General features: G+C 62.7%; 18 protein-coding genes. 5 read left to right on the top strand and 13 right to left on the bottom strand.

What is annotated here, in order from left to right; translation table 11 throughout:
- Positions 1 to 11 precede the first annotated feature (11 nt).
- Positions 12 to 1,493 carry a type VI secretion system contractile sheath large subunit gene (tssC, locus tag BLR92_RS17625; protein WP_089730591.1) on the bottom strand — a complete coding sequence of 494 codons (1,482 nt, stop codon included), beginning with the start codon at positions 1,491 to 1,493 and terminating at the stop codon, positions 12 to 14.
- Between the two features lie 34 nt (positions 1,494 to 1,527).
- Positions 1,528 to 2,046 carry a type VI secretion system contractile sheath small subunit gene (tssB, locus tag BLR92_RS17620; RefSeq protein WP_089730590.1) on the bottom strand — a complete coding sequence of 173 codons (519 nt, stop codon included), beginning with the start codon at positions 2,044 to 2,046 and terminating at the stop codon, positions 1,528 to 1,530.
- 495 nt (positions 2,047 to 2,541) lie between these two features.
- Between tssB and BLR92_RS17615 the strand changes: the two genes are divergently transcribed.
- On the top strand, positions 2,542 to 3,879 hold the full coding sequence (locus BLR92_RS17615) for a deoxyguanosinetriphosphate triphosphohydrolase (RefSeq protein ID WP_089730589.1): 1,338 nt from the start codon (positions 2,542 to 2,544) through the stop codon (positions 3,877 to 3,879).
- Between the two features lie 30 nt (positions 3,880 to 3,909).
- Positions 3,910 to 4,713, top strand: a complete 804-nt coding sequence (locus BLR92_RS17610; RefSeq protein WP_245704259.1) for a ribonuclease T2 family protein — start codon at positions 3,910 to 3,912, stop codon at positions 4,711 to 4,713.
- A gap of 1 nt (position 4,714) precedes the next feature.
- Here the strand turns inward: BLR92_RS17610 and BLR92_RS17605 are convergent, their stop codons facing one another.
- On the bottom strand, positions 4,715 to 5,626 hold the full coding sequence (locus tag BLR92_RS17605; RefSeq protein WP_089730588.1) for a nuclease-related domain-containing protein: 912 nt from the start codon (positions 5,624 to 5,626) through the stop codon (positions 4,715 to 4,717).
- 318 nt (positions 5,627 to 5,944) lie between these two features.
- On the opposite strand from BLR92_RS17605, the gene BLR92_RS17600 reads away from it, so the two are divergent.
- Positions 5,945 to 6,811: an NAD-dependent protein deacetylase gene (locus BLR92_RS17600; RefSeq protein ID WP_370659234.1), complete on the top strand. Its 867-nt coding sequence runs from the start codon at positions 5,945 to 5,947 to the stop codon at positions 6,809 to 6,811.
- Positions 6,812 to 6,819: 8 nt separating this feature from the next.
- Here the strand turns inward: BLR92_RS17600 and BLR92_RS17595 are convergent, their stop codons facing one another.
- The 10 genes from BLR92_RS17595 to BLR92_RS17550 form a co-directional block, all read right to left on the bottom strand.
- On the bottom strand, positions 6,820 to 7,815 hold the full coding sequence (locus BLR92_RS17595; RefSeq protein ID WP_089730586.1) for an aldo/keto reductase: 996 nt from the start codon (positions 7,813 to 7,815) through the stop codon (positions 6,820 to 6,822).
- Between the two features lie 105 nt (positions 7,816 to 7,920).
- Positions 7,921 to 8,349, bottom strand: a complete 429-nt coding sequence (locus BLR92_RS17590; protein ID WP_089730585.1) for a YbaY family lipoprotein — start codon at positions 8,347 to 8,349, stop codon at positions 7,921 to 7,923.
- Between the two features lie 22 nt (positions 8,350 to 8,371).
- Positions 8,372 to 8,746 (bottom strand): translation initiation factor Sui1, encoded by a 375-nt coding sequence (locus BLR92_RS17585; protein WP_089730584.1) that lies wholly within the window; start codon positions 8,744 to 8,746, stop codon positions 8,372 to 8,374.
- Positions 8,747 to 8,796: 50 nt separating this feature from the next.
- On the bottom strand, positions 8,797 to 9,471 hold the full coding sequence (locus BLR92_RS17580) for an HAD family hydrolase (RefSeq protein WP_089730583.1): 675 nt from the start codon (positions 9,469 to 9,471) through the stop codon (positions 8,797 to 8,799).
- A 137-nt stretch (positions 9,472 to 9,608) separates the two neighbouring features.
- Positions 9,609 to 10,592, bottom strand: coding sequence for a 2-hydroxyacid dehydrogenase (locus BLR92_RS17575; RefSeq protein WP_089730582.1), 984 nt, complete (start codon positions 10,590 to 10,592; stop codon positions 9,609 to 9,611).
- Positions 10,593 to 10,617: 25 nt separating this feature from the next.
- Positions 10,618 to 11,583: a sugar kinase gene (locus BLR92_RS17570; protein WP_089730581.1), complete on the bottom strand. Its 966-nt coding sequence runs from the start codon at positions 11,581 to 11,583 to the stop codon at positions 10,618 to 10,620.
- A 173-nt stretch (positions 11,584 to 11,756) separates the two neighbouring features.
- Entirely contained in the window at positions 11,757 to 12,497 is a 741-nt protein-coding gene (locus BLR92_RS17565) for an LrgB family protein (protein ID WP_089730580.1), read from the bottom strand.
- The gene (locus BLR92_RS17560; protein ID WP_340148224.1) at positions 12,490 to 12,834 is read right to left on the bottom strand and encodes a CidA/LrgA family protein; all 345 of its coding nucleotides are present in this window, start codon (positions 12,832 to 12,834) and stop codon (positions 12,490 to 12,492) included. Before BLR92_RS17560 ends, BLR92_RS17565 begins: the two co-directional genes overlap by 8 nt.
- A 145-nt stretch (positions 12,835 to 12,979) precedes the next feature.
- Entirely contained in the window at positions 12,980 to 13,522 is a 543-nt protein-coding gene (locus BLR92_RS17555; RefSeq protein WP_217636610.1) for a COG4315 family predicted lipoprotein, read from the bottom strand.
- 136 nt (positions 13,523 to 13,658) lie between these two features.
- A complete protein-coding gene (locus BLR92_RS17550) occupies positions 13,659 to 15,038 on the bottom strand; it encodes an NAD-dependent succinate-semialdehyde dehydrogenase (RefSeq protein ID WP_089730578.1) in 1,380 nt (459 codons plus the stop codon).
- A gap of 194 nt (positions 15,039 to 15,232) precedes the next feature.
- Between BLR92_RS17550 and BLR92_RS17545 the strand changes: the two genes are divergently transcribed.
- Entirely contained in the window at positions 15,233 to 15,520 is a 288-nt protein-coding gene (locus tag BLR92_RS17545) for a DUF4235 domain-containing protein (protein WP_089730577.1), read from the top strand.
- Positions 15,521 to 15,565: 45 nt separating this feature from the next.
- Positions 15,566 to 16,945 carry a dihydrolipoyl dehydrogenase family protein gene (locus BLR92_RS17540; protein ID WP_089730576.1) on the top strand — a complete coding sequence of 460 codons (1,380 nt, stop codon included), beginning with the start codon at positions 15,566 to 15,568 and terminating at the stop codon, positions 16,943 to 16,945.
- Positions 16,946 to 16,956: the final 11 nt, after the last annotated feature.

Raw genomic sequence — 16,956 nt, 5'->3', positions numbered from 1 at the left:
GCTCACCCCGCTCATTCCTTGTCGAGTCGGCCGACCAGCGACAACTCGAAGTTGGCGCCCATGTATTTGAAGTGCGGGCGCACCGCCATCGACACCTGATACCAGCCCGGATCGCCCTCGACATCCGAAACCTGGATCGAGGCGGCACGCAGCGGGCGACGGCTGCGCACCTCGGCGGGTGGGTTCTCCTGGTCGGCGACGTACTGGCGAATCCAGGTGTTGAGCTCGCGCTCGAGATCCTGGCGCTCCTTCCATGAGCCGATCTGCTCGCGCTGCAAAACCTTGATGTAATGCGCCAGGCGGTTGATGACGAACATGTAGGGCAACTGCGTGCCAAGCTTGAAGTTGGTCTCGGCGTTGCGCCCTTCCGGCGTATTGGGGAATTTCTTCGGTTTTTGCACCGAGTTGGCCGAGAAGAATGCGGCGTTGTCGCTGCCCTTGCGCATGGTCAGCGAGATGAAGCCTTCCTCGGCCATCTCGAACTCGCGCCGGTCGGTGATCAGCACTTCGGTGGGAATCTTGGCCTGCAACTGGCCGAGCGCTTCGTAGACGTGAACCGGCAGGTTCTCTACCGCGCCGCCGCTTTGCGGGCCGATGATGTTAGGACACCAGCGGTACTTGGCGAAGCTGTCGGTGAGACGCTCGGCGAGCAGGTAGGCGGTGTTGCCCCATAGATAGTGGTCGTGGTCTTCGCTGACCGTTTCACGGTAGTTGAAGCTCTTGACCGGATTCTCGACCGGATCGTAGGGCATGCGCAGCAGGAAGCGTGGCGCGGTCAGGCCCAGGTAGCGGGCGTCTTCCGATTCGCGCAGGCTGCGCCAGCGGGTGTACTTCGGGCCTTCGAAGATGGCCTTGAAGTCCTTGATATTCGGCAGTTCCTGGAAGTTGTCGACGCCGAAGAACGACGGCGCGACCGACGACAGGAACGGCGCATGGGCCATCGCGCCGATCGCCGCAGTGTATTGCAGCAGCTTCATGTCCGGTGTCGATGGCGAGAAGTCGTAATTGCCGATGATGCCGCCGACCGGCTCGCCGCCGAACTGGCCGTAGCCGGCGTTATACACATGCTTGTACAGGCCACTCTGGCTGAGCTCGGAAGCGAACTCGAAGTCCTCGAGCAGTTCTCCCTTGGTGGCATGCAGCAGGTCGAACTTGATGTTTTCACGGAAGTCGGTGCGATCAACCAGTAGCTTCAGGCCGCGCCAGGAGGCCTCGATCTTCTGGAATTCCCGGTCGTGGAGGACGCTGTCGACCTGCGCGCCGATCTTGCGGTCGAGTTCGACGATCATGCGATCGACCACGCCCTTGTTGACCTTGGGCGAGCCCTGATCGCTCTTCAGCAGTTCGCCGATGAACGCGGCGACACCGTGCTTGGCGATATCGTAGCCGTCATCGCTCGGTGTGATGCGCGTCTGCGCCATTACCTGGTCGAGCAGGGATTGTTCCTCCAGCGTTTCGCTGGATTGGTCGCGTTGTTGTGTCGTATCGGTCATACGCTATGCCTCGATTGCGTTGCGTGGGCAGTGATCAGGTGCGCTCGTCGGGCGTGTCGAGACCTTCCAGTTCGGCCAGCAACTGGTTGCGGGCGTCGTCATTCTCGAGCAGCTTCTGTAGCCGCTCGCGAAAGGCGGGGACATTGCCTAGCGGGCCTTTCAGCGCCACCAGTGCCTCGCGCAGCTCGACCAGTTGGCGCAACGCCGGAACCTGGCGCGCCACGCTGTCGGGCTCGAAGTCGGCGAGTGACTTGAATTCGAGATTGACGGCGATGTCGCTGGGCGTCTCGCCGCCTTCCGCGCGATCTTCCAGGCGGTTGGGCACGGCGGATTGCAGGGTCAGGCCAGCCTCGCGCATCACCGAATGAAAGTTGTTCCTGTCGATGGAGACCGCTTCACGCTCCTCGATCGGGGCGGCCTCCTCGCTGCCCTTGAAGTCACCGACGATCAGCAGTTTCAGCGGTAGCTCGGTTTCGGCCTGTTGATCGCCGGTGGCCGGCACGTACTTGATGTTGATGCGCTCTTTCGGCGCAACCGTTCCTTCCTTTGCCATGTTTGGCCCCCTGGCGTGCGATTCGAACCCCACGTCTACGTCGGCGGGATCGTTGAATTAACAAGCGCAAAAGATCGACCAGTAGGCTGGTCAATCGCGTGGCGTGTCCTTGGCGTCGAGAACGAATGACGAAGCGCTCTCGTTGTGTGGGCGGGATATGTATCACTGCGCGCGGGGCCGGGAATAGCCCGTAGGCAAACAAGTGTTTTAAGACACGAGAGACGGATTTGTGAAAAGCTGTTGATTAGGTATATGAAAATGCAACGGAAAAAATTGCACTCAAGCTGAAAATTACGAATCTAGACTTTTGGCATGGCTTTTTTCCTACAGGTGTTTGTAGTCAATCTCCTACACGGATTGACGTCATTTATTACATGCAGTTGTTGCAAAAAGCCCCACTTGGCGACTCAGCGTGAAAGACAGGCGATTGTGTCGCGGCCGTCTGGTAGCGTAGCGGGATGATGCAAGATCGCGGCTTGTCCCCAGGAGAGCGTAATGACACAGATGCATTGGGAGCGGCTGCTCGACCCTCACCGGCTCAACGACAAGCCGCGCGCCGCGCGCGACGAGGTCGGCCGTAGCCCGTTCCACAAGGATCATGACCGGATCGTCTTTGCCGGGTCGTTCCGGCGCCTGGGACGCAAGACCCAGGTGCATCCGCTCACCGACAACGACCATATCCACACCCGACTGACGCATTCGCTGGAGGTGGGCTGCGTGGGCCGCAGCCTGGGGATGATTGTCGGCGAGGGTCTGCGCGAGCGGCTGCCGAGCTGGATCACCCCGGCGGATCTCGGGGTGATCGTCCAGGCCGCCTGCCTGGGCCACGATATCGGCAACCCGCCGTTCGGCCATGCCGGTGAATACGCCATTCGCGACTGGTTCAAGCGCGCCGAGAATGACGGCAGCGGGCTGCTCGATGGGCTGTCCGCTACCGAGCGCGCCGACCTGCTGACCTACGAGGGCAACGCCCAGGGTTTTCGTATCGTCACCCAGATCGAGTACAACCAGTTCAAGGGTGGCATGCGCCTGACGGCGGCGACGCTGGGCACGCTGCTCAAGTATCCATGGACGGTGGAGCACGGCGGTAGTGCCGGCAAGTTCGGGTGTTATCAGTCGGAAACACATCTGCTCGCCGCGGTGACCGAGCGCCTGGGGCTGCGTTCGCGTGGCGACTGGGTCTGGTGCCGGCACCCGTTGGCTTATCTGGTCGAGGCCGCCGACGATATCTGCTACGCGCTGCTCGATCTCGAGGATGGCCTGGAAATGGGCATCCTGCGCTATGAGGAGGTCGCCGACGTGCTGATCCAGATTGCCGGCGGCGAGCCCGAGGAATATTCACTGATGCAGCGCGAAGGCGTGTCGCAGCGACGGCGTATCGCCGCGCTGCGTGGGGCGGCGATGGAACGCGCGGTCAACGACGTCGGCGCGGTATTCGTCCAGCATGAAAGCGAATTGCTCAATGGCGCGTTGCAGGACGATCTGCTTGAACTATGCCATCCCGATCTCGGTTGGGGGGTGAGCGCCGCCAAGCAGTTGGCCCGCGAGCGTATCTTCCAGAATGAGCGCAAGGCCAAGCTGGAGATTGGCGCCTACACGACGCTGGGCATTCTGCTCGAAGCCTTTATCGGCGCCGCCCATGAACTGCATTACCAGGGGCGTTCGACGTTCAAGCACCAGCGCGTGCTGGCGCTGATTGGCGAGAATACCCCGCGCCCGTCATGGACGCTCTACGACAGTTACCGGCGCATGCTCGATTTTATCGGCGGCATGACCGACCACTACGCGGTCGATCTGGCCCAGGAGATGGGTGGGCGACTCAGGGCGGATTGATTGCATAAAGCTAAAAGCGGGGGAGATGGTGTGTTGCGAAGTGTTGGTCGACTGTTGGCGTATCGCGGTATTGGCTGGCTGTTCGTGACATGGCTGTGCATCGCTGCCATTCCCATCTCCGCCGATACAACGCCCCAAGCTGAGCTCGATGCCGAGGGCTTCGATCACTACACCTTGGCGCTGACTTGGCATGCCGGTTTTTGCGAGACGCGCCGCGAGCCGCCCCGGGAATGTCGCGAGGCGTCGCTGCGCGAAGGCGCGGCGCAGGGGTTCGTGCTGCACGGCCTGTGGCCCTCGTTGCCCGAGCGATTCGCCGAGCGCGGCGTGACACGTCAGCGCTGGTGGTCGCAGGGCTGTTTTCTCGATGAGCCGCGTGCCGATGGCAGTTTCTGTCGCGCGCATGCGCCCTTCGACTTTCCCGAGCCATTCGACGACAGGCTGGATAACGCCATGCCGGGGCGAGCGAGTTGCCTCGATCGTTACGAGTACGCCAAGCATGCCGCCTGCCTGGCGTTGCCCGCCGAGGCGTATTTTTCCACTGCGCTGGAACTGCTCGAAGCGGTCAACGCCAGCGCCTTCGTCGATTTCCTAATGATCCACCAGGGTGACGAGGTGACTCGCAACGCGCTGATCGATGCCTTCGAGGCGGCCTTCGGCGACGGCACGGGGCGCGCGCTCAGCCTGAAGTGCGGCGGGCGCGGCAATCGTGTGCTGACCGAGGTGCGCATCGGTATCGATGCCGAGCAGGTGGAGGACTTTCCCGATTCGGCCAGCCTGACGGCGCTGCGGCGTGGGCGTTGTGCGACGCGCGTACACCTGGTCGCCGCACAATAGGCTATATCGAGGGGCGCTCGCGGCGGCGGCCGTCGAGCAACGCCGCGCGCCGGGTCAGCGCGTGGGTGACCCGATCGTGCGCGGCATCGTCGAATTTGCCGAGACGTGACTCGGCGAGCAGCTTGGCGAGACCTTCGCCATTGACTATCAGCAGGTCGCTGGGCGGATGCTCCAGGTCGATCTCCCAGCCGGGCAGTACCAGCACCCCGCGCACCGGCACTTCCACGCCGCATTCGCGACCCAACCACTGGCGCATCCAGCCGCTGGCCTGGCGGGTCTTGCGCAACGGCTGGCGCTCGCTCCAGCCGGGAAAGCGCAGGCGCTCGCGTTCCACGGCCACGATGCGCTGGGGGTTACCGTTGGCATCCAGCGGATGAGTGCGCGCCCGCGTCTCGATGACGAACACGCCATAGGGAGTTACCGCCACGTGATCGATGGTGAAGGTGTCGCTGGGAATGTCGTGAAAGACGAAATAGGGGTGTGCCTCGGGGTGAATCAGCCGCTCGAGCTCCTGGCCGACCGCCAGTTCGCAGGCCAACCCCAGCTTGAGACGCGTGATACGCTGGAAATCGCGCATCAACAGGAAACAGAACAGCAGCACCAGACCCGAACACAATAGGCCGTAGATCGCCCATTCCAGCCAGTTCTGATGATACGAAAACAGCATGCGGCCCATGCCGTAGACCAGCGGCGCAAGAACCACGATGGGACCCAACGCACCGTTGAGGAACAGACTGGAGAAGGCGCGGTCGAGACGATCGCGCAATGCCTGGCCGGGCTCGCGCAGCGTATGGGCGTCGAACGGCGAGCGAACGCGGGCATCATGCAGGTTGCGCAGGGCCAGTACAACGACCGCGGTGGCCCCAAGCGGGGCCAGGAAGATCAGCGGTAACAGGTACTCTAGCCAGGCCATCGCAGGCATCGCTCTCGGTAGTTCAAGAAAGGCTTATTCTAGCCAAGGGTGTCGTCGTGGGCCATGCGCCATTGGCCCAGTGTGCGTCATGAATGCGATGCTAACCTAAGGAAACACCGAATAAATGTCTGCACCGGCGAATCGCTGCGTTGCGCGGTACTCAAAGGCTCGCCTAACCACATGTTATGTCTCGCCTTTTGTGCTCCGTGCGCCTTTCGCTTCATCCGGTTCGTCGATTTATTCAGCGCTTCCCTAATACTTAGTGTTGATAATGCCATCTCGGCACAATTCAGGATGTTGAAGAGTCATAGAGGCATGATGACCGCTAACGTAGCGAATGAACCCGTTGGGGTGTCGGTGGCCGCCGGCCTGGATGCGCTGGTCGCATTCGTGCGGCGCCATCCCAGGCTTGTGGTGTTGAGCGGCGCCGGCGTCAGCACCGAATGCGGCATTCCCGATTATCGCGACGTTCGTGGCGCCTGGAAGCGGCCGCCGCCGGTACAGCACCAGCACTTCATGACCAGCCTGGCGACACGTCAGCGCTACTGGGCGCGCAGCCTGATCGGCTTTCGGGCCATCGAAGCGGCACGGCCGGGGCCGGCGCACCGCGCCCTGGCGCGTCTCGAAGCGTTGGGTCATGTGTCGGCGGTGATTACCCAGAACGTCGATGGCCTGCATCAGCGCGCCGGCTCGAAGCGCGTGATCGACCTGCACGGGCGCGCCGAGATGGTGCGTTGCATGGGGTGTGATGCGCTGCGCATGCGCCACGACCTGCATGCCGAGCTGGCACGCTGCAATCCCGATTGGCATGGCGTAAAGGCCGCCGTCGGTCCGGACGGCGATGCCGATCTCGACGGCCTGGATTTTTCGCGCTTCCGGGTCAACGACTGTGCCCGCTGCGGCGATGGCATCCTCAAGCCCGACGTGGTGTTTTTCGGTGACAACGTGCCGCCTTCGCGAGTCGCAGCGGCCTTCGCGGCGTTGCAAGAGGCCGATGCGTTGCTGGTGGTGGGAACGTCGCTGATGGTCTATTCCGGCTTGCGCTTCGTGCGTCAGGCCGCGCGCGACGCCAAGCCGATCGCCTGCCTGAACCGCGGGCTCACCCGCGCCGACGACCTTTACGCCTTGAAGCTCGAGGCGCCGACGGGCGCGACCCTGGAAGCACTGGCGGCGTCGCTTTGCTAGGACGCGCCTCATTCTCGCGTTGGCGGGGCCATGAACTCCGGGCCGACGGGGTCGCTTACGTGCTCGTCGACGATGCGGTCGACCTCGGCCATGTCGTCGTCGCCAAGCTGCCAGCCCAGCGCGCTGTCGATCGGTTCCATCTGCGCCGGGCGCCGCGCGCCCCACAGGGCGATGCCGTTGGCATTGCGATCGAGCAGCCAGCGTATCGCCAGTGACAGGACATCCTTGCCATGGCGCTCGCGGGCGAAGCGATCCAGGGCGTCGACCGCGCTCAGGTACTGATCGAAGCGGGGCTGCTGGAACTTGGGATCGACGTTGCGCAGGTCGTCGCCGTTGAAGTGCGAATCGGCCTTGAGCTTGCCGGTCAGCAGGCCACGGCACAGCGCGCCGTAGGTGAGCATGGCCAGTCCTTCGCGCTTGGCATAGGGGATGATGTCGCGCTCGGCCTCGCGCTCGAACAGGTTGAGTGGCGGCTGCACGCTGTGCAGGGGCGCCACCTGGCGGAACGCGTCGCATTGCTCGGGGGTGAAGTTGCTGACGCCGATGGCGCGGATCTTGCCATCGCGGTAGAGCCGCTCCATGCTGCGCGCGGTTTCCTCCATGGGTACCCTGGGGTCGGGCCAGTGAACCTGATAGAGATCGATGGCGTCGATGCCCAGTCGGCGCAGTGAATCCTCGACTTCCTTCTCGATACGCGCCGCCGATGCGCTGCGTATCACGCCGCTGTCGCCTTCCTGCCATTCCAGCGCCACCTTGGTGGCCAGCACCAGCTTGTCGCGCTGAGCGTGCTGGGCGATGGCCTTGCCGACGACTTCCTCGGAATGCCCGAAGCCGTAGGCCGGGGCCGTATCTATCAAGGTGATTCCGCGATCCAGAGCCGCGTGAATGGTGCGGATGGCCTCGGCATCGTCGCTGCCACCCCACATCGCACCACCGATAGCCCAGGTGCCCAGACCGATACGCGATGCGCTGATACCGGTATCGGCGATATCCAGAGTCTGCATGAGTTCGCTCCTTGAGGCTGCCGCTCGAGACTGACCGTCCGAGCTTTCCATATGCTGTTTTTCAGCGTGGTGCTTCAAGGGTGGCTTTTCAAGCGGCGAGTCCTGCTAGCGACGTACGCCCTCAATGGGGATGACCACGCCATCGTCGGGGGCGTCACCGATCAGTACCGCGACATGGCGGTTAGAGGCGTGGGTCAGCTCGCCAGCGACGCGAATCTGTGCGCGTAGCGCATAGCGATGCCCGGCATCGATAGCGCCGGCGGTGTAGCGCAGCACCACCGGAATGGGGCCCTGGCCGAGGCGAGTGTAGGTGCTTTCGGCGATGATCTCGGCGCCGGCATCGGCCCGCGAAACGTCTTCCAGACGTACGGTCAGCTGCGCGCCGGGCGGCAGGTCGAGTGGCTCGGCGGGCACGACCGTGGCGTCGAGACTGACTAGGCGCGGGCCGCTCATGCAGGCGCTCAGGCCGATCGACACCAGGGCGAGCAGCGCGAATGCGAGAAACCGACTGCGTGAATGATGGCGCGGTGACATGCAGGACTCCTGGCGCTGACGACTAGCCTCCGGCGAGTTTCACCGTATAGCCGCGCGCTTGCAGCTCGCTTTTGAGCACCTCGCGGTGATCGCCCTGAATCTCGATGATCCCGTCCTTGAGCGCGCCACCGGTGCCGCAACGCTTCTTGAGCGTCTTGGCCAGCGTCTTGAGCTCGTCACTGGCCAGCGGCACGCCGCTGATGGTGGTCACGCCCTTGCCTTTACGACCGCTGGTCTCGCGCCGAATGCGCACCACGCCGTCCAGCGCGGCAAGGCGCTCGGCTTCGGCACGATCGGCGCATTCGCAGTCGGCCAAGGGGCGGCGGCAGGCGGGGCAGGTTTCACCATGTTCGGTGGAATACACGAGACCGCGAAGCTGATCTTGAAGGGACGCCATGTCCGATTCCTGTCGGCAAACCATGAGCGTCGATGATAACGACCCAGGGCTTATCTGGCGATGGCTTCGAGCTGATCCAACTGCGCGACGATACCCGGCAATTGACTCATGTCGGTCATGCAGATGGCGCCGCTCGGTGTGGTTTCGGCATCCGGGAAGCGATTGATATGCACCACGCGCATGCCGGCCTTGAGCCCGGCGGCGACGCCGACCGCGGCATCGTCGATGACCACGCAATGTTCGGGAGCGAAACCCATGGTGCGTGCCGCGTGCAGGAACAGCCAGGGATCGGGTTTCCAGGAGTTCAGGGTATAGCCGCTGAACAGGCGATCGTCGAAGAAGGGACGCAGGCCGGTGCTGTCCAGCGCGGTACGAATCTTGTGCTCGGGGCCGTTGGAGGCGACGCAGCGCGGATAGGCGCCCAGCGTCTCCAGGGTATCGCGCACGTTGGGGATGGGTTGCAGTTCGCGCAGCATGCGCTCGGCCAGGGTGCGGCGCATTTCGATCTCGGCGGCGTCGCGCACCGCGTCGGTCAGCGCCCCATGGCGTCGCTCGAGCTCGGCGACGATATTCATGAAGCGTACGCCACGAAAGCGTTCCATGTACTCGCGAGCGGCAAAAGGCAAGCCGGCGCGAGTCAGGGTGTCGGCCATCACTTCGGCCAACAAAGGTTCGCTATCTACCAAGGTGCCATCACAATCGAAAAGCAGACAGAGCTGCGACATGATGAAAATCTCTTTCGGCCAACCGGGACTTGCGGCGCTATTGTTACAGTTATCGGCAAGAAGAGCCCAGCATTGAGCGTGAATTTACACACTTATTGAACACTGTTTTTTAACTGTAGCGCAATCCCGGGAGATTTTCAGGTCCGCTGTTTCCACGCTTGATCGTTTACCAGGCTGATCGGCCGCTCACCATTCAGGGCCAGGGTGATGTTGTCCACTGCACGTTGAGCCATGGCGGTGCGTGTTTCATGGGTCGCCGAGCCGATATGCGGCAGGGCCACCACGCTGGGGAGGCGCAATAATGGTGAGTCGGCGCGCAGCGGTTCGTTTTCGAACACATCGAGCCCGGCGCCGCGTATCTGTCCGGTCTCGAGTGCCGCGATCAGCGCCGGCTCATCGACCACCTTGCCGCGAGCGATATTGATGAAGATGGCGTCCTGCTTTATGCGCGCGAACTGCATGGCACCGAACAGATGCGTGGTTTCAGGTGTCAAGGGTACCGTCACGCAGACGAAATCGGCCTCGCCGAGCAGCTCGTCGAGTTCGCAGCGCCGTGCGCCGAGCTCGGCCTCAAGCTCCGGCTTGGGCGAGGCGTTGGAATACAGTACGCGCATGTTGAAGCCCAGCGCGCCACGCCGCGCCACGGCGGCGCCGATACGCCCGAAGCCGACCATGCCCAGCGTCTTGCCGTGCACGTCGCTGCCGTAATGGGCCGCGCCGATGCTCTCGCGCCAGTCGCCGCGCTTGACGAACTCGGCCAGCTCCACCACCCGGCGGGCCGTGGCCATGATCAATGCGAAGCCGGTGTCGGCGGTGGTCTCGGTGAGTACGTCCGGCGTGTTGCACAGCAGGATGTTGCGACGGGTCAACTCGTCGACGGGGTAATTGTCGTAGCCCACCGAAATGGTGGCGATGGCTTCCAGGTGGGGGGCTTTGTCGAGTAGCTCCGGGGTGATCTTCACGCTGGTGCCGATCAGCCCATGGGCCTCGGCCAGCGCTTCGCGAAAGCCCGGATCGTCGACGCAAGCGAGCTCGGGGAAGTAGTCGACGTGGAACTGCTCGCGCAACTCGGCGAGGTGGCGTTCGTTCAGGCGGCGAAAGGCGACGATACGCTTGGTCATGCATGAAACTCCCGGTTGATGTGGCTCAGTCCAGCGATGGTAGAGCGGCTTCGAGCGCGTTCAGATGTTCCCGGCTGGGCAAGCCTTCCATGTCGCCGAGTACCTGCACCGCCTGGGCGCCGATCAGATTGCCGCGACGTACCGCGGCGCGTGGCGACAAGCCATCGAGCAGCGCGCTGACCACGCCCACCGCGAAGCCGTCGCCGGCGCCGACGGTATCGACTACCTCGCTGACCCTGAAACCGTCCACGGTAAAGCTTTCCGCCTGGCTGCGGTAATAGCTGCCTTCCGGGCCAAGCTTGATGATCACCGCCTGGGCGCCCTGATCGAGATAGAAGCCAGCGATGTCATGCGCCGTTTCCAGGCCGGTCAGGCGCTGGCCTTCGGCGAGCCCGGGCAACACCCAGTCGGCCTTGGCGGCCAGGGCGTTGATGGTCTCGCACATGACCCGTTCGCTCTGCCACAGGCTGGGGCGCAGGTTGGTGTCGAACGAGACGCTGGCCCCGGCGCCCCTGGCGCGTTCGAGCATATGCAATGACAACTCACGGGCACTGGCGGAAAGCGCCGGAGGAATGCCGGTGGCGTGCAGGTGACGCGCGGCGCCGAAATCGACGTCGGCGGCATCTTCCGGGCATAAATGGCTGGCCGCGCTGCCACGCCGTATGTACTCCACATGCGGGTCTTCACCGCGCTCGGCACGCGCCTTGAACACCAGCCCGGTGGGATGTTGCTCGTCACGTTGCAGGTGCCGGCAATCGATGCCTTCGGCTTCGAGCGTGCGTTGGATATAACGACCGAAGCTATCCGCGCCGACCCGGCTCAACCAGCCGACATGGAAGCCCAGTCGCGCCAGGCCGATGGCGACGTTGGTGTCGGCGCCGGCGATACGACGCTCGAAGCGCTGGACATCGGCTAGGTCGCCGGTCGTTTCGGCGACGAACAGCGTCATGGCTTCGCCGAAGGCGAGAATCTCGGGGGCAGGGCGTGGCATGAGGGCTCCGTGTAGTGGGTGGACTGAGTGCAGTGCTAGATTCGCCAAGTCATGTAGTAAAAGTACTTAGTTTAGGCCATTTTTTTAGAACCAGATGATGATAATACCGTAAAAATACCATTTCTTGAGTGTGATCCAGAGATTGTCCTTGGCGAAGTACCCATCCTCGTTTTTCAGGGCATGGGGAATGCCAACAGCTGCCAGGCAATTGGCAGGAAAATCGCCGTGAAGATGCCGGTCAGCCCCATGCCCAGCGAGGCGAAGGCACCGGCGGCGGCACTGATCTCGAAGGCTCGCACGGTACCGATGGCATGGCCGTTGACGCCTAACGTGAAACCGATCACCCGTTCATCGGTCACGCCGAGTCGCGGGGCAAGCAGACTAATGGCGAGGGTCGCAACCACGCCAGTGATCAGTAACCCGCCCATCATCAGCGAGGCCGAGCCACCGATCTGCTCGGTGATGCCGAGTGCGATGGGTGCGGTGACCGATTTGGGGGCCAGCGATGCAACGACGTTGGGTGAGGCGCCCAGCCACCAGGCCAATGCTACCGAATACGCCGCCGCCAGCATCGCTGCCGGTGGCAGGGTGATGAGCACCGGGCGCCACAACGCGCGAATATGGTGAAATTGCTGATACAGGGGAACGCCCAGCGCCACCGTGGCAGGCCCGAGCAGCAGCATCAGCCAGGCGGCGCCTTGGTAATAGTCCTGATAGCCGATCGGTAGCACCCAGATCAACAGCGCCAGCAAGCTACTGGCGATCAGGATCGGCGGGCACCAGCCGGGCTGCTTGATGACTTGAAACAGTCGGGCGCCGAGCATGAAGGCGAACAGCGTCAAAGCGGTCGATAATAGCGGCGTGTCGGCCAGGTGGGCGGGCAGCGTTTGCCAACGCAGGGCGAGGTCAGTCATGCGACTCGCTCTCGCTTACGGCGCGGGTGAAGCGGTTCATCAAGAGTAGCGTGGTCAGTACGCTGAGCAGCGTACCGACGATCAGGCTGATGGCGATGGCCAGCCACTGCCCGGCGAGCTGTGCGCCGAGAAAGAACACGCCAACCACGCCGGGCATGATCAGCATGGTCAAAAAGGCGATCAACGGTTGGCTGGCGGCGACGAGATCCTGGCTGACATGACCGCGCAGCATCAACCAGGTAGTCAGCGTTATCATGCCGATCACGCTGCCGCTGATTGGCCAATCGAGCATGAAGGAGAGCGATTCGCCCACCAGCAAGAACAGTATGAGGAGCAAAAAACCTCGAAGCATCGACATCGACAGGACACTCGCTGGAATACACGGAGCGAACGACGGCATGAGCCATCGGCCAAACGAGCAATGTTAGCAGACGAAAGACTTGCCTGGGGCAACATGGTCTCGCTTATTCGCCGGCAACGCGCTACTGGCTGACGCCTGAAGGATTCTCGATCCCGGTATCGCCAATGTCGGGCGCTTCGCTGCGTTCGCCATGGACGACTTTTTCACCCTTGGGCGTGATCAGGTACCACTCGCCGCCGAGGTGTTCGACATCCTGACCGAGTGCATCGCCGGGCCGATCATCACCACTGAAGTAATACAACGGCCAGCCGGCGTAGGTGACTTGCCTGATATCGTCCTCGCGTTCGATGGTGCCGAGCTTGGACGAAACCACACCCTTGCCGACGGTGGGGTCGCCGGTGACGGTGTAGGGAGGCCAGGTGTTGGCGCAGGCATCGACACAGGTGCTCATCGTGCCACCTTGTTTATCCTGCTCGAACAGATACAGGCTACGCCCCTTGCTATCGGTGAGGTATCGACCGTAGGGCGACTGCTCGCGGACCTCGACCCGGGCATCCGGCCCATTGCTCCGTGCGCTGGCCGGCCCTGCCATGGCCAGCAGTGCTATCGCACACAGGACAATCAGCGGGTGCGATCCCAGGCGATGAAAGCGCTGCTCGATCATGGTTCACCTCCGACTCCATGGCTGTACTTTTACTGTAGGTAATCGATGGACAAAGACTGAATAAAGGAGCCACCGTATAAACGAAAACGCCCTGCGACGTGGGTCGCAGGGCGTGACTCTAGGACGAAGCCAGCGGTCAGGCGGCGACGAAAACGGTACGCACGTTGAGGAATTCGCCGAAGCCGTATTCGCTCTGCTCGCGACCGTAGCCGCTATTCTTCACCCCACCAAAAGGCAGTTGGGCATAGGGCGTGGTGGGTTGGTTGACGAAGCTCATGCCGACGTTCAGCCGGCGTGCGACCTGCTCGGCGCGCTTGACGTCCTGACCGACCACGGTGCCGCCCAGGCCATAGTCACTGTGATTGGCAAGCTCGATGGCGTGCTCGGTGCCCTCGGCGACGACCACCGAAGCCACCGGGCCGAACAGCTCCTCGTCGAAGGCCGGGTTACCTGGCGCGACATTGGTCAACACCGTCGGCGCGTACCAGGCACCGGGCTTGTCGAGAATCTCGCCGCCGGTTTCGAGTTGCGCGCCTGCCTTGACGGCCCGCTTGACCTGATCGTGGAGGTCGTCACGCAGATCCTTGCGCGACATCGGACCGATATCATTGCTGGCGTCCATCGGATCGCCGATGCGCATCTTCTGCACCTGATCGATAAGGCGCTCGGTGAAGCGCTCGGCCAAGGGTTCGACGACGATCAGTCGCTTGGAAGCCGCGCAGCTTTGGCCGGTGTTATCGAAGCGTCCGGCAATCGCCAGTTCCACGGCTTTGTCGATATCGGCGTCGTCGAGCACGATCAACGGATCGATACCGCCGAGTTCCAGCACGCTGGGCTTGATCTCGTCGCCGGCGGTCTTGGCCACCGCGCGGCCGGCGGGCTCGCTGCCGGTCAGGGTGACGCCGCAGACGATCGGGTCGCGAATGATATCGTCGATCTGGCTGGCCGATACCGGCAGCCAAGTGAAAGCGCCTTCCTCGAAGCCGGCATCGTGAAACAGCTGGGTGATCAGCTTGGCGCTGCCCGGCACGTTGGAGGCGTGCTTGAGCAGACAGGCATTGCCACCGGCCAGGTTGGGCGCGGCGAACCGCACCACCTGATACAGCGGATAGTTCCAGGGCATCACGCCGAGCACCGCGCCCATCGGCTCGCGTATCACTTCGGCCTTTTGCGCGCCAGGAACCTCCTTGGGCTGGGACTTCATGAATTCCTCGGCGTTGTCGGCATAGAAGCGCACGATGGCCGAGGAAATTTTCGTTTCATCGATCACGCCGCGGAACAGTTTGCCCATCTCATGACAAATCACCTCGGCAATATCGGCTTGGCGCTCGTCGATCAAATCGGCGACGGCATGCAATCGCCTCGCGCGCTCGCTGACCGGTAGCTGGCGCAATTCGGCGTAGCCATGGCGGGTCTTGTCGAGCTTGGCGGCAATCCCTGCCTCGTCGAGCATATCGTGTTCGCCGACGACCTTTTCATTGGCGGGATTGATGGCAGTCAGTGTCTTGCGGCTCATGTCATTCTCCTTGGCGTTGCGCCGGATGGCGGTCTTGCTGAATGGAGAGCGTCGTTAGCTGCGTATGAAAAATCTGAGGGTGGCATTCGTGCATCTCAAGGGGTGTCACTCGTCTACGCTTGAGATACGGGCTGGATAAACCGTGATCCGCTCGATCGATACATTCGATCGGTACAAGGACGAAGGAAGACATCATGAAGGAAGAGACGCTGTGGACATTGGTCAGTTCGGGCGTGGCGATCGCCGCTGGCGTAGCGGCACGCAATAGCATGCAGAAAACCTACCAACGCAAGATCGGTAAACCGCCTCTGGATACTTACGACGCGGATGTGGGGTGGCGCCATGCGTTGTTGTGGGGCGCGGCCTCCGGCGTGCTGGTCGGCATGGCGCGTATCGTCGGTCAGCGCATCGGCAGTGAAGCCATGCATCGGGCCAAGCGCAGCCGGCGTGGTCGGCGCCTGTTGAGGCGCTTGGAAAGCTGATAGTCCGCACGCTGGAGGGAAGCCAGCCCGACAAGGAGGTTTTCGATGCCTGACGTAGAGCATTTCGACGTAGCGGTGATCGGCGGTGGCTCCGGTTTGAGCGCCGCCTATCATGCCCATCAAGCCGGCAAGCGCGTGGCGCTGATCGAGGCGCGATCCCATGCGCTGGGCGGTACCTGCGTCAATCGCGGCTGCATACCGTCCAAGGCATTGATCCAGTCGGCCGAAGTGATGAAGACGATCCGTGAGGCCGAAGCGTTCGGCCTGACACTCGATCAATCCTCGGTTCGCGTGCATTTCGACCGGATCATGCAGCGCATGCGCGAGCAACGCGCCGACAATGCCGCTGGCGCCAAGCAGTGGGTCGACGAGGCGTTGACGCCGTTTTACAGCCACGCGCGTTTTATCGACGACAAACTGCTCGAGACCGACGATGGGCAGCGCATCACCGCCGATAAATTTTTCATCGCCAGTGGCGCACGCCCCGCCGTACCGCCCATCGACGGCCTGGAAGAGGTCGGCTACTGGACCAACGAAGACGTGCTGGAACTGACCACCCAGCCGCGGCGGCTGGTGATTCTCGGTGGCGGCTACATCGGCGCCGAACTGGGCCATTTCTTCGCCACGCTGGGTACCGAGGTGACGATCGTCGACTCGGGCCGGACCCTGCTCAGCGAAGATCATGAGGTCAGTGAGCTATTCACCCAGGAATTCGGACGCAAGGTGTGGCTGTGTATGGATTCGCGAGCGGAGCGCGCGGTGAGGGAAGGCGCCGGCAAGGGCCTGGAAATCACCCAAGGCGAGAATGGCGAGACCACCACCGTGCTGGCCGACGAGCTACTGATCGCCGCCGGGCGCAAACCCAACAGCGATGCGCTGGACCTGGATAAGACCGGGGTCGAGCTCGACGACAAAGGCTGGATTCGCATCGACGAAGCGCTACGCACCAGCCACCCGGATATCTACGCCTACGGCGACATCATCGGCCAGGCGATGTTCAAGCATACTTCGAGCTACGAGGGCGAACTGGCCTATCGCAACTCGCAGGGCTCCAATGAAGCGGTCTCCTATCGCGCCAATCCGCATGCGGTGTTCTCCGACCCACAGGTTGGCGCGGTGGGGCTAACCGAGCACGAATGCCAGCAGCAGGGGTTGCGCTACCGGGTCGCCAAAAAAGCGTACGCCGATGTCGCCAAGGGCAAGATCGTCGGTGCCCCGCCCGGTTTCGCCAAGCTGCTGATGGAGGAAGGCAGCGAACGTATCCTCGGCTTCCATATGATTGGGCCGCAGGCGGCCGATCTGGTGCATGAGGTTGCGGTGGCGATGAATGCCGGTGACGCTAGCGCAGCGCTGATTCGAAACACGATCCACATCCACCCCACACTCTCGGAGCTGGTGCGGGGCGTTTTCGACGAGCTGGGCTAACGCGCTGCCGC

Origin of the sequence: Modicisalibacter muralis, from assembly GCF_900102945.1 — a bacterium.
GTDB classification, from domain to species: domain Bacteria; phylum Pseudomonadota; class Gammaproteobacteria; order Pseudomonadales; family Halomonadaceae; genus Modicisalibacter; species Modicisalibacter muralis.
Note: the sequence above shows the minus strand (reverse complement) of the source record. Positions and strands in the feature narration are given on the sequence as shown.